The following is a 13,823-nucleotide window of genomic DNA, read 5'->3' as shown; positions in this document are numbered from 1 at the left end:
ATTATAAGAATATAAATAATCCATGGAGCATATTACCTATGAATGACCTGCTTACGAATAAAATTAATAAAATAAAAGAAGAATATAAAAATAATAAATATGTTTTTATTCCACAAAAAATAGTTATTGATTTAATAAAACAATTAGGTGCAACAGAGAAAGATATAGATACACTCATAGAATATGGTGATTATCTCGCGCAAGATCCTACATTGTCGTTTCGTCACTCTCGCACCGGACGCTACCTTTTCGATAATGAGGCTAAAACCATTTCACGACTAGAGTATCAACCTTTTGTCCTCACTGAAGAAGATGGCTTTATTCGTGAAGATAGCGGTGCACAAAGACACTTTCGAGCAATTGACGATCGCTGGCAAAGCAATACCGCTTACCAAGCATTATTAAAATTGAAAATGCTCCTGATTGAAGGAAATCGATTTACACCACGTCGCTTAACCGATCAACAATCCCCTAAATCAATTTCAACGGTATTTCATTTAAGACTCATTGCTGAACCTAATTCGTTAAGTGAGCTTTCTATTGAAGGGGTGCATAAAGATGGTGTTGATCACACCATGATTGTCATGATGAATAAAAATAATGTAAAAAATAATTCCGGCGCATTACGTGTTCATTCTCATCAAGAAGCAATAGGTACACCTTGGCAAGATATTAATCCTAATAATGTTCTCTATGAGCATAATAATGCCCAATATCTGGATATATTGTTAATTGCGGATAATGAGTTAAATCATAGTGGTACACCTATTTTTACGCATGACAATAACCACTTTGCTTATCAGGATTTTATTGTTTTATTATCCCGTTATCCAACCGTAGATACTCATCCATCACATCAGTTTGATTCAACCCAATTACATCCCGATTTACCACTAACGTTACATTTAAATAAGCAAGTAGCCTAATCATAAAGCGATAAAAAACCGAGCTTACTGATATCTAGATCAGTCATGCTCGGTTTTCGGACAGAAAATAAATATTAATCAGCAAAGTTAGCCTTCAGCGGCTTCTCTTAAACGACGTTTAATATTGTTATATTCTGTTTTTACATAGTGCTCAGCTTGAGCTTGATCTTTAATTGACTCAACACAAACCGCACAATATTTATACTCAGGTGTTTTGGTTATTGGACTTAAGTTTTCTGCAACTAGTTCGTTACAAGCCCCAATCCACCATTGGTAAGTCATATATACCGCACCTTTATTTGGTCTATCACTGACCGCAGCACGAGTAATAACCTTACCTTGTCGAGAGCGTATCCAAACCAACTCTTGATCTTTAATTCCTAATTGTTTGGCATCTTCAGTGTTTAATTGAACATAACCGGGTTCATCAGCCAATGCAGCTAATGCTTTACAGTTACCTGTCATTGAACGACAAGAGTAATGTCCAACTTCACGAACCGTTGCCAATACCATTGGGAACTCATCAGAGAGTTGATCAATAGGTAGCGCCCACTCACAAGTATAGAATTGACCTTTACCATTAGGAGTATCGAACTTACCGCCTTCATAAAGATATTGTGTACCTGGGCTATCTTCTGTTGGGCAAGGCCATTGAATATACGCCAAATCAGCCATTTTTTCGTAAGTTGCACCATAATAAATCGGGCATAACTCACGCAACTCATCCCAAATTTCTTTGGTGTTGTTGTAATGCATTGGATAACCCATTGCTGTTGCCATTAAGCTGATTATTTGCCAGTCTGTTTTAACATCACCAACAGGCTCTACCGCTTTATAGAAACGCTGGAATCCACGGTCTGCTGATGTGTACACCCCTTCATGTTCACCCCATGATGTGGCAGGGAAAACAACATCAGCAATCGATGCTGTTTTGGTCATAAAGATATCTTGTACTATCAGTAAATCGAGTTTTTCAAAAGTTCTACGAATAGTGGCTAAATCTGGCTCAGTTTGTAGTGGATCTTCCCCCATCACATAGTGTGCTTTAATTAAACCATGGTCGATATTATGAGGTACTTCACTAAGCGCATAGCCCACTTCTTCAGGCATCGATTCAATGCCCCAAGCTTTGGCAAATTTTTCACGCGCTTTCGCATCAGTAACATACTGATAGCCTGGTAGCGTATTAGGTAGTGCTCCCATATCGCAAGCACCCTGTACGTTATTTTGACCACGAACAGGACCTACCCCAACATATTTCTTACCAAGATTACCGGTTAATAATGCTAAGCTAGTGAGTGAACGAACGGTTTCAACCCCTTGATAGAACTGTGTTACCCCCATTCCCCACAAGATTGTCGCCGTTTCCGCTTTGGCATACATACGCGCGGCTTCACGGATAATTTGTGCACTTAACCCCGTTGTTTTTTCTACCGACTCAGGGGTGTAACTTGCGACTAATTGGCAATACTCATCAAATTGCTCGGTATGATTTTCAATAAAGGATTTATCGTATAATTTTTCCTCTATGATCACATTGGCAATAGCATTTAGCAGTGCAATATTAGAACCATTTTTCAATGCTAAGTGTAAATCAGCCAAGCGAGCTGTTTCGATATAGCGTGGATCACATACAATAATTTTGGCACCCTTTTCTTTCGCCTTCACAATACGGCGAGCGACAATAGGATGCGAGTCTGCGGCATTATAACCGAAGACAAATAGACATTTGGTATCCTCAATCTCAACGATTGAGTTGCTCATAGCACCATTACCGACCGAACGCTGCAGACCTGCAACCGAAGGGCCGTGTCAGACACGAGCACAGCAGTCTATATTATTATTTCCGATAACCGCACGAGCAAATTTCTGCATAACGAAGTTAGCTTCATTACCAGGTCCTCGTGATGAACCGGTTGTCATAATAGCTTTAGCGCCATATTTCTCTTTGATAGCAAGTAGTTTGCTACTCGCAAACTCAATAGCTTCATCCCAAGAAACCGCTTCTAATTTTCCACCTCTTTCACGGCGGATCATAGGTGTTTTAAGGCGTGGAGTCAGTATCTTAGTATCACGGATAAAATCCCATCCATAATACCCTTTCAGACACAGCTCACCTTGGTTTGTTAAACCATTGGCTCCTTCAGCGCCAATGATTTTACCGTTTTCCACCTTCAGGTAGATTTTGCATCCTGAGGCGCAATACGGACAGACCGTGATGACTTTTTTCATCAACATTGCTCCTGTGTTCATCAACTTTCAGGTTAATACCCGATTCTCTCCTTTATCTATGCAGAGACTGTGCCAAATAAGCCATTATTTTAAATATTTTATAATTAGATGAAAAACAAAGAAAAATAACAGACAGTTATCAGTAATAAGATGAGTAAGAGACAAAAAGGAAACAATTATCGACACTAATGACGATTTTTCTGTCGACGATGAGCAAGCAGTAATAGCAAAGATTAATCGGTCTAATTAACACGATTTGCTCTATGTATTCTTCTCATCAATAAAATTATTATTTTTCAATAAATACAATTAGTTATTTTTATTTAACAACTAAACACATCATTATTTGATGACAATATGATAATTTGACTTGCTATATTCTTATTTAGGTAAATTTTTAAGAATTAATATTTTGAATAACAATTTATTCGCAAGAAAAAAGGTGAAAAACAATAAAAAAAAAGCCCATAATACTGAACCTGAAAACAACAATGCGGTCTTAAAGACCTCTACACCCCAAAAATTTGATAATAGCTCAACATGCAAAAATTAAAGTTTTTACGATTTTCAAAAGAAAAAGTTTCTCTTTTTTTAGCTGTCTATATTGGTTTATTTCTTAATCTTTCCGTTTACATTGGCCGTTATGGCACACAGAATTCTCACAACTCCCTCATTGAAAGTTTATATATACTGGGTGAAGTTGCAGTAAACATTGCCTTTACTTTCTTCTTATTACGACTTATTTCTTTTTGTGGCACACTATTTTTTAAAATAGTCGCTTCTTTTATTCTGCTCATTAGTGTTTGTGCTAGTTACTATATCTCTTTCTTTGATGTAGTTATTGGCTATGGCATTATTATTTCTACGCTCACCACAGATATCGATTTATCAAAAGAGCTGATTAGCCCTAATGTGATTATTTGGATTATTGGGTTATCTATTTTACCCCTAGCGCTAACTTGGTTATGTAAGAAACCAGAAAAAAATATAACTCAGCAGCAAAAGAAAAAAATCTGGATCAAAAATACGGTCAAAATGCTCGTAATTGCTCTTGCGGTATTTGTCTATCTAAAAACCTTAGATTCGAAACAAAAAGCCTATGAAATCAAGAATAACTTAGATTTGCCAAGCTACAGCGGTGGTTTAAGTTACGCCTATTTACCGACCAACTGGATTATTCCTTTATTTCAATATGCGATAACACAGTACGACGACCACTTTAATAGCCAGAATATCTTTGATCCCGCGGATAACTTTACTTATATCCCGTCAAAAGCCAATGAAGATGTCTATGTGGTCTTTATTATTGGCGAGACAGCAAGGTGGGATCATATGGGGCTATTCGGTTATGAAAGACAAACCAATCCCTTATTAAGCCAAGAAAAAAATCTGATTGCTCTGAAAGGTATCTCTTGCGATACAGCAACAAAACTTTCGCTAAAATGTATGTTTGTGCGTGAAAATGGTACAGAAAATAACGATCAACGAACGTTAAAAGAGAACAATATTTTCTCAGTATTACATCAGCTAGGAATGACATCAGAACTCTTTTCAATGCAAAGTGAGCTTTGGTTTTACAATAAGCTTGATTTAGATAACTATGCCATGAAAGAGATGATGACCGCCAAAAATAGTAATTTTGGCAAAGAATTAGATGATACTTTGCTTATTAACGAAGTCGCAGATTCCGTTGCTCACTATTCTAAAGGTAACCACTTAGTAATTTTACACACTAAAGGTTCACACTTTATGTACTCACAACGTTACCCAAACGCATTTAAAAAATACCAACCTGAATGCTTAAACGTTGACGATGAGTGCACCAAAGAGCAGCTAATCAATGCTTATGATAACTCTATTCTTTATACTGATTACTTTATTGATGGTGTACTTAATACCTTGCGTGATAAAAAAGCCATTGTGTTTTATACCTCAGATCACGGCGAGTCAATTTCAGAAAAAGGTGGCTTACACGGCACACCAAAAGAAATTGCACCACCAGAACAATTTAAAGTGCCTTTCTTAGTGTGGATGTCAGATAGCTATTTAGCTGAGCCTGAAAATAAACAGTTATTTGATAATCTCAAACGAAATCAAGATAATAACCGGACTTTCTATCATCATAATATTTTTGACTCGATATTAGGCTGTCTAGGTTACTCATCACCCGATGGGGGGATTAATAATCAAAATAATCTCTGTTTTGGTGACATAACTAGCGAAGCACATTAAGTCGTTTCTAATCAATAAAAACCCCATGCTTAAGATTAAGCATGGGGTTTTTACTCGCTGAGATTAAAATAATGGCTTATTTAAAGTCAGCATCTGTATACAGGTGTGTTGCTTGAATTTCTTTGACGTTTCTTGCACCACCTAACATCATATTAATTCTTAACTCTTTATTTAATTGCTCGATAACTGAATTTACACCTTCAGCACCGCCTAAATTTAATCCATAAAGAATTGGACGCCCTACAGCAACAACATCTGCACCACTCGCTAGCGCTTTAAAGACATGTGAGCCACGACGAACACCACTATCGAAAACGATAGGAACACGTTTGTTCACGACTTTGGCAATGGCTGGCAATACATCAATGGTTGCTGGTGCACTATCTAACTGACGACCACCATGATTAGACACCCAAATCGCATCAGCACCCGCTTTAATTGCAGTATCGGCATCTTCAGGTGATTCAATACCTTTCACAATGACTGGTAAACCTGACATCTTTTTCACATATTGAATATCCGCAGGAGTAAATGCTTGTTTAGCTTGAGCATAGATCTCACTAATACCCGAACCTTTACCTGTTTTTGATTTATCATCACTGATTTTGGCGAATGCTTCCAAATTGGCAAAACCTAATGGGAATTGAAAACTATTTTTAATATCATCTTCACGATATCCCCCCACAGGAGAATCAACCGTTAAAATAATACCTTTCGCGCCATACTGTTTTGCTTGCGATAAAATATACTGATTAAACGCGTCGTTTTTACTCATATATAGCTGAAAAAAGAACGGATAACCCGGTTGTGCTTGCGCGACTTCTTTAATGGTTTTATTACCATAAGTACTTAATGAGAAAATAGAGCCCGCTTTCGCCATACCTTTTGCTGTGGCAACTTCGCCTTGTTGATGAGCAAGCCCTTGGGCTGCCATCGGTGCCTGAATAATAGGCGTATCTAATTTAATACCTAAAAATTCTGTTTTTAAATTCAGATCGGAAAATTCAATCCCTTGTAATGCACGAGGCATAATATATTTTTTATTAAATGCATTTGTATTAGAACGCAAGTTATTTTCGTCTTCAGCACCACCACGAATATAACCGAAAGCGCCTTTATCCATATTTTCTTTTACTTGATTTTCAAGAGCATCTAAATTAACTATTTTGATTGGATGTTCTGCGGTACTCGCTTTATATTCAGTCGCTTGCACAACTCCCACACTTAATGCCATAGCAATTGCAGTCGTTTTTAACAATGTATGTTTCATTATCTCCCCCTATGTAGGAATTAATGGATTATATTTATAGTTTAAGAAACAACGCTCAGATTATAAGAATAAATATAAACTCTATTTTTATAGAAACTTAAAATAATCGTTCTGATTTTTTAATATATAATAATTAAATAAATCAAATGTAACTTAATAAAAATTAGGTCATTAAGGAAAATATATATAATTATTTAAATATCATGATATTTAAATAACATAATGACATTTTAAAAAATAATCTTGATGTCGTTAAAAGCGAGTATAAGCTGACTATGGAAATAATGTATCTAAAGATTATTGCTTTAAGCATTCAAAAAATTTGTTTAAGTTAAAAAAAACCCCCGCGGGCGGGGGTGAGATAAGCGCAATTAAAAGTCTCAAATCAACTCAGGAGAAAAATACCTTTAGTGTCGATTACGAACAATTTGGTAACGGCGCGTTAGATACTCAATTGGCACGCTCCAAATATGAACTAAACGGCAGAATGGGAACAATAAAAAAATCGTCATACCTAGGAATATGTGCAATTTAAAAATAAGTGCAACACCTTCAAGATTTGCCGAAGCACCGCCATGGAATGTCACAATAGCTTGCGCCCATGCCACCAGCTTCATCATCTCACTACCATCCATATGCTGTGCAGAGAATGGGATAGTCAGTAAGCCGAGTGCAACTTGGACAACCAGCAAGGTTAAGATCATGATGTCACCAAATGACGATGTTGCTCTTACTCGTGCATTCGTCAAACGACGTTTTAACAGCATAATGCCGCCAATCAGCATTAACACACCACAAGTACCACCACCAACCATCGCCATAATTTGTTTATATTCAATTGGTAGAAAAGATTGATACATCCAGTGTGGCGTTAACATCCCCAGAAAATGACCTGCAAAAATGCCGATAATACCAATATGGAATAAGTTCGAAGCAAGTCGCATGTTTTTCTTGTCTAACATCTGACTGGAGCCTGCACGCCATGTATATTGACCATAATCATAACGTAACCAACTACCGATAAGAAAAACAGCACCAGCAATATAGGGGTAGATATCAAAAAACAACATATTAACGTAATTCATTTTTGTGCTCCCATATCTAGCGAATTACCGACATTGAGATATTGAACAGGCGTTTCTTGCGCAAAACGTCGCTGATGCTGGCTAATATTGTTACTACCACATTGCGCACTTTCACCTAGAAACGTCACTTGCTCTTCTTCCCATACGGCATCTAATGCAGCCGGCGTATCATCTACAGGCTCTTTTTCTACTTGAGCCGCCAGTTGTGAAGCGTCTAACTCACTTTGTGAGAGACAAAGCAATACATCAAAAAGAGCGTGATAATCACTGCCTCGCTGTTTTAAACGCTCACTCAGCAATGCCAAAATAGGGGCAATATTATTAAGCCCTTCAATACTTTCATCGGTAGGCAATAGCGTTAAATACTCAAGGTAAGTAGGTAAGTAATCAGGCAATTCACGACTACTTAAGGTGATCCCTGCTTGTTGATACTGATTAAGCAGATCAACCATTGCCTGACCACGATCACGCGATTCACCATGTACATGTTCAAATAACAATAGCGATCTCGCTCTACCTCGATCAAAAATCTCACTGTAATTCGCTTGTGCATCCAGCAGATCTTGTTGCGTGAGTTCACGAATAAACGCCATTAATTTTGCGACTTGCGTGACAGGAAGCTCGTCAGCTTCCTGCAATGCATCAATGATCTCATTACGATGTTCCCAGAGATCTTCGCTGGGATAATCCAATAACAGAGAAATAACTTTCAAAGAGATCATCATATTTTCTCCTCAGAACGGCGCTCATCTTGAGGGGTTTTGGAAGTGATATCGATGGCATCAATACGATGGCTATTAAACAGATTAAATTTACTCTCGCTGCCATGACAACCATCACCAAAACTAAAACCACAGCCGTTACGCTCAGGAAAAGCTTCTCTTGCTAACTCACGATGGCTAGAAGGAATAACAAAGCGATCTTCATAATTGGCAATCGCCAAATAGCGATACATCTCTTGTGCCTGTGCTTCGGTTAATCCCACTTGCTCTAATGCTGTCAAATCGGTTTTACCTTCTACCGTTTCTGCGCGTTTATAATGGCGCATTGCCAACATTCTTTTTAATGCTAATAACACTGGCGCTGTATCGCCTGCGGTCAGCAAGTTAGCCAAATATTGGACAGGAATACGTAAACTTTCTACATCCGGTAATACTCCCGTATGTGGCAACACTCCTGCATCAGCCGCAGATTGAATAGGTGACAGAGGTGGCACATACCACACCATAGGTAAAGTACGATATTCAGGATGTAATGGTAATGCCAGCTTCCAATCCACCGCCATTTTATAAACCGGCGAACGTTGGGCTGCATCAATCACACTTAATGGAATACCTTGCTCTTCTGCAGCTTTAATAACTTCAGGATCGAAGGGATCTAAAAAGATATCTAATTGACTTTGGTATAAGTCTTTTTCATTATCAGCACTGGCGGCTTGTGAAATTTTATCTGCGTCATACAGCATCACACCAAGATAACGAATACGTCCAACACAGGTTTCTGAGCATAGGGTTGGTTGACCTGATTCGATGCGCGGATAACAGAAAATACATTTTTCTGACTTACCGCTTTTCCAGTTAAAGTAGATTTTTTTGTATGGACACCCTGTTAAACACATACGCCAACCACGACACTTATCTTGATCGATAAGCACAATACCATCCTCAGCACGTTTATAAATCGCACCACTTGGACAGGTCGCGACACAAGCAGGATTTAAGCAGTGTTCACATAAACGAGGTAAATACATCATAAATGTATTTTCAAACTGCCCATACATCTCTTTTTGCATATGGGCGAAGTTTTTATCCGCAGCACGTTTGCTAAATTCGCCCCCTAAATCATCTTCCCAGTTTGGGCCTTTTTCGATCTTGGTCATACGCTGACCTGTTATCAACGAACGAGGACGTGCGGTGGGTAATGAGCCTTCTGGTGCATTTTTTAAATGCTCATAGTCATAATCAAATGGCTCATAATAATCATCTAATGCTGGCACATCTGGGTTGGCAAAAATCTTTGATAATAGCCCAACACGGTTACCCATTCTTGGTACTAACTTACCTTTAATATTTTTGATCCAGCCGCCTTTCCACTTCTCTTGATCTTCCCAATTTTGCGGATACCCTGTACCCGGTTTAGTTTCAACATTATTAAACCAAGCGTATTCCACACCTTCACGACTGGTCCAAACATTTTTACAGGTTACTGAACAGGTATGGCAACCGATACATTTGTCGAGGTTCAGTACCATACCGACTTGTGAACGAATTTTCATTATGCCTTCTCCTGTCCATTCAGGGTTTGTTGATAAGCATCGCCTTCACCATCAAGCCAATCAATCTGTTTCATCTTACGTACCACAACAAATTCATCGCGGTTAGAGCCCACAGTTCCATAGTAGTTAAAGCTATAAGCCAACTGAGCGTATCCACCAATCATATGGGTCGGTTTAGGGCAAACACGCGTCACGGAATTATGAATACCGCCACGCATTCCAGTTATTTCAGAGCCCGGTAGGTTTATTTGACGCTCTTGTGCGTGATACATATAAATCATGCCATCAGGAATACGTTGGCTAACAATCGCTCTTGCGGTTAACGCACCATTACTGTTGTATGCTTCAACCCAATCGTTATCACTAATACCCATCTCTTTAGCATCATCTTCACTCAGCCAAACCACAGGGCCACCACGACCGAGGGTTAACATCAGTAAGTTATCGCTATACGTTGAGTGAATACCCCATTTTTGGTGAGGCGTCAGGAAGTTCAGCGCTTTTTCTGGGAAGCCGTTCGGTTTTTTACCTTTCACGGCTTCGATTGCCTTAGTATCAATAGGTGGACGATAAACCACTAAACTTTCGCCATAAGCACGCATCCACTCATGATCTTGATATAACTGCTGACGGCCACTTAAAGTACGCCAAGGGATCATCTCGTGAACATTGGTATAACAAGCGTTATAAGAGACATGCTCATCTTCCAGACCAGACCATGTAGGACTTGAAATGATCTTACGAGGTTGAGCAACGATATCGCGGAAACGAATTTTCTCATCTTCTTTTACTTTAGCTAAATGAGTGTGATCGCGTCCTGTTACTTTACTTAGTGCATCCCACGCTTTTACCGCCACTTGACCATTCGTTTCAGGTGCTAAAGAGAGGATAACTTCGGCTGCATCAATTGCGGTTTCAATCGCCGGGCGCCCTTTTGCCACACCGTCATGACGAACGCGATTAAGTTTTTTCAGGAAATCAACTTCTGTCTGTGTATTCCAACCGATCCCTTTACCGCCATTACCTAATTTATCCATTAACGGCCCAAGTGAGGTAAAACGAGCATAGGTATTTGGATAATCACGCTCCACAGGAATAAGATGCGGTGCAGTTTTCCCCGGGATAAGGTCACATTCACCTTTTTTCCAATCTTTGACATCAAATGGTTGTGCCATTTCAGCCGCGGAGTCATGTTGTATTGGCTGTGTCACTAAATCGGTTTCAACCCCTAAATGACCGACACACAATTTAGAGAAGGTTTTAGCAATACCTTTATAAATTTCCCAATCGGTTTTAGACTCCCAAGCGGGATCTACCGCGGCGGTTAATGGATGAATAAATGGATGCATATCCGAGGTATTCATATCATCTTTTTCATACCATGTGGCGGTTGGTAACACGATATCGGAGAACAGACAGGTACTTGACATACGAAAGTCTAAAGTCACCACTAAATCGACCTTACCCTCACCGCCTTTATCTTGCCATTCCACTTCTTGTGGCTTAACTTGGCCTTGTTCACCTAAATCTTTACCTTGTAATCCATTTTCCGTCCCTAATAGATATTTCAGTAAATATTCATGCCCTTTACCTGCAGATCCCAATAAATTAGAACGCCAGATAAATAAGTTACGAGGGAAGTTTTGCGGATTATCCGGTTGCTCTGATGCAAAGCGGATCTCACCTGATTTCAGAGCATTAACGGTATAATCCGTTGCACTGACGCCAGCTTGTTGAGCTTTCTTGGTAATAGACAATGGGTTAACGTTTAATTGCGGTGCTGACGGTAACCACCCCATACGCTCCGAACGCACATTCATATCAATTAAGCTACCGCTAAAGCGTGATTTATCTGCTAAAGGTGATAGTAATTCTGTCGGTGATACCGTTTCATAGCGCCATTGACTTGAATGATTATAGAAAAATGACGTGCTATTCATATGACGAGGTGGACGCTGCCAATCCAGACCAAAAGCTAATGGCAACCAACCTGTTTGTGGACGCAGTTTTTCTTGTCCCACATAGTGAGCCCATCCACCACCACTTTGGCCAATACAACCACAGAAGATCAGCATATTGATAATGCCACGGTAGGTCATATCCATGTGATACCAATGGTTAATGCCCGCACCGACAATCACCATTGAACGACCATGTGTTTTTTCTGCATTATCAGCAAATTCACGTGCAATGCGGATAATATCTTGACGGCTAACCCCTGTTACTTGTTCAGCCCATGCGGGTGAATAGGCTTTGATCTCATCATAGTTTGTCGCACAGTTTTCATCATTTAAACCACGATCGACACCATAGTTAGCCAGTAATAAGTCATAAACGGTAGTGACATATTTTTCTTCGCCATTGGCAAGAGTAATGCGTTTTGCTGGCAGTTTATGAACGAGAACATCATCAAGGGCAACACCTTCAAAGTATTCACTCTTGATGCCACCAAAGTAAGGAAATGCAACGTCAACCACATCATCATGGTTTTCTAAAAGACCCAATTGTAAAGTGACTTCTTCGCCACTCTTACCGTCTTTAGGCTCTAGATTCCATTTGGCAGCGCCTTCCCAACGAAAACCCATTGAACCTTGAGGAGCGACCAATTGCTGTGTTTTCTCATCAATAGCAATGGTTTTCCATTCTGGATTTTTCTCCTGATCAAGATTGTTCACTAAATCAGCGGCACGTAGCATGCGACCCGCAACTAACTTGCCAGAATCATGCTTATCTAACATCACTAACATTGGCATGTCAGTGTAAGTGCGCACATAGTTACTAAAGTATTCAGTTTGGCGTTTAACGTGGAATTCGTTAAGAATAACGTGTCCCATCGCCATTGCCATGGCGCTATCTGTACCTTGTTTTGGGTTTAACCACTGGTCACACAGTTTAGCAATTTCAGCATAATCAGGTGTTACTGCTACCGTTTTGGTGCCTTTATAACGAACTTCGGTAAAAAAGTGAGCATCTGGCGTACGGGTTTGAGGTACGTTTGAACCCCATGCAATCAGATAAGAAGAGTTATACCAGTCAGCTGACTCTGGCACATCTGTTTGCTCCCCCCAAGTCATTGGTGAGGCAGGTGGTAAATCACAATACCAATCGTAAAAACTTAAGCAAGCACCACCAATAAGAGATAAATAGCGGGCACCGGCGGCGTAAGACACCATTGACATTGCCGGAATAGGTGAGAAACCAATAATACGATCTGGGCCAAAAGTTTTAGCGGTATAGACGTTAGAGGCAGCAATAATTTCATTCACTTCAGACCATGAAGAGCGAACAAAACCACCACGACCACGTGCTTGTTTATAACTTTTCGTTTTTTCGGGAGCATTAACAATCGATGCCCATGCATCAACTGGATCAGCGTGTTGCGCTTTGGCTTCACGCCATAATTTGATCAGACGTTTACGCACCATTGGGTATTTAACGCGGTTAGCGCTATATAAATACCATGAATAGCTCGCACCACGCGGACAACCACGGGGTTCATGATCAGGCAGATCAGGACGAGTTCGTGGATAGTCTGTTTGCTGGGTTTCCCATGTTACTAAGCCGTTTTTGACATAAATTTTCCAGCTACATGATCCGGTGCAGTTAACACCATGTGTAGAACGCACGATTTTGTCATGTTACCAACGGCTACGATAACTATTTTCCCAGTCGCGATTAACATTTAACTCTTGCCCGTGATCTTGTGAAAACGTATCACCAAGCTGTTTAAAATAGCGGAATCTATCGAGAAATTTACTCATCAGATACTCTCCCAATGCGCGTTAGCGCGCTCACATTGCGTA

Annotated in this window: 7 protein-coding genes and 1 pseudogene; 2 read left to right on the top strand and 6 right to left on the bottom strand. The window is 39.6% G+C overall.

What is annotated here, in order from left to right; translation table 11 throughout:
• The first annotated feature begins 38 nt into the window (after positions 1-38).
• Entirely contained in the window at positions 39-926 is an 888-nt protein-coding gene (locus ACYUCW_RS13675; protein ID WP_004245419.1) for a 2OG-Fe dioxygenase family protein, read from the top strand.
• 87 nt (positions 927-1,013) lie between these two features.
• Here ACYUCW_RS13675 and fdhF read toward each other — a convergent pair whose 3' ends face one another.
• Positions 1,014-3,158 carry a formate dehydrogenase subunit alpha gene (gene fdhF / locus ACYUCW_RS13670; RefSeq protein WP_460408798.1) on the bottom strand — a complete coding sequence of 715 codons (2,145 nt, stop codon included), beginning with the start codon at positions 3,156-3,158 and terminating at the stop codon, positions 1,014-1,016.
• A gap of 540 nt (positions 3,159-3,698) precedes the next feature.
• On the opposite strand from fdhF, the gene eptB reads away from it, so the two are divergent.
• Positions 3,699-5,390, top strand: coding sequence for a kdo(2)-lipid A phosphoethanolamine 7''-transferase (gene eptB / locus ACYUCW_RS13665; protein WP_063215741.1), 1,692 nt, complete (start codon positions 3,699-3,701; stop codon positions 5,388-5,390).
• Positions 5,391-5,466: 76 nt separating this feature from the next.
• Here eptB and ACYUCW_RS13660 read toward each other — a convergent pair whose 3' ends face one another.
• The 5 genes and pseudogenes from ACYUCW_RS13660 to ACYUCW_RS13640 all read right to left on the bottom strand — a co-directional run bounded on the left by ACYUCW_RS13660 (position 5,467) and on the right by ACYUCW_RS13640 (position 13,781).
• On the bottom strand, positions 5,467-6,660 hold the full coding sequence (locus ACYUCW_RS13660) for a lactate oxidase (RefSeq protein WP_004245423.1): 1,194 nt from the start codon (positions 6,658-6,660) through the stop codon (positions 5,467-5,469).
• A gap of 407 nt (positions 6,661-7,067) precedes the next feature.
• Positions 7,068-7,745, bottom strand: a complete 678-nt coding sequence (gene narI / locus ACYUCW_RS13655; RefSeq protein ID WP_004245424.1) for a respiratory nitrate reductase subunit gamma — start codon at positions 7,743-7,745, stop codon at positions 7,068-7,070.
• Positions 7,742-8,467: a nitrate reductase molybdenum cofactor assembly chaperone gene (gene narJ / locus ACYUCW_RS13650; protein WP_012368809.1), complete on the bottom strand. Its 726-nt coding sequence runs from the start codon at positions 8,465-8,467 to the stop codon at positions 7,742-7,744. Before narJ ends, narI begins: the two co-directional genes overlap by 4 nt.
• Positions 8,467-10,020, bottom strand: a complete 1,554-nt coding sequence (gene narH, locus ACYUCW_RS13645) for a nitrate reductase subunit beta (protein ID WP_036905933.1) — start codon at positions 10,018-10,020, stop codon at positions 8,467-8,469. The genes narJ and narH overlap by 1 nt, the downstream gene beginning before the upstream one ends.
• Positions 10,020-13,781 (bottom strand): annotated as a pseudogene (locus ACYUCW_RS13640) (nitrate reductase subunit alpha). Before ACYUCW_RS13640 ends, narH begins: the two are co-directional and overlap by 1 nt.
• Between the last annotated feature and the right edge of the window lie 42 nt (positions 13,782-13,823).

Source organism: Proteus sp. MB838, from assembly GCF_054767435.1.
The sequence above is the reverse complement of the archived record's forward strand: the minus strand, read 5'-3'. Positions and strand labels throughout refer to the sequence as shown.

What these genes read in the sequence shown, in the direction of transcription:
- ACYUCW_RS13675 (WP_004245419.1), top strand. Translation starts at nt 39, where the DNA reads ATGAATGACCTGCTTACGAATAAAATTAATAAAATAAAAGAAGAATAT.
- eptB (WP_063215741.1), top strand. Translation starts at nt 3,699, where the DNA reads ATGCAAAAATTAAAGTTTTTACGATTTTCAAAAGAAAAAGTTTCTCTT.
- ACYUCW_RS13660 (WP_004245423.1), bottom strand. Translation starts at nt 6,660, where the DNA reads ATGAAACATACATTGTTAAAAACGACTGCAATTGCTATGGCATTAAGT.
- narI (WP_004245424.1), bottom strand. Translation starts at nt 7,745, where the DNA reads ATGAATTACGTTAATATGTTGTTTTTTGATATCTACCCCTATATTGCT.
- narJ (WP_012368809.1), bottom strand. Translation starts at nt 8,467, where the DNA reads ATGATCTCTTTGAAAGTTATTTCTCTGTTATTGGATTATCCCAGCGAA.
- narH (WP_036905933.1), bottom strand. Translation starts at nt 10,020, where the DNA reads ATGAAAATTCGTTCACAAGTCGGTATGGTACTGAACCTCGACAAATGT.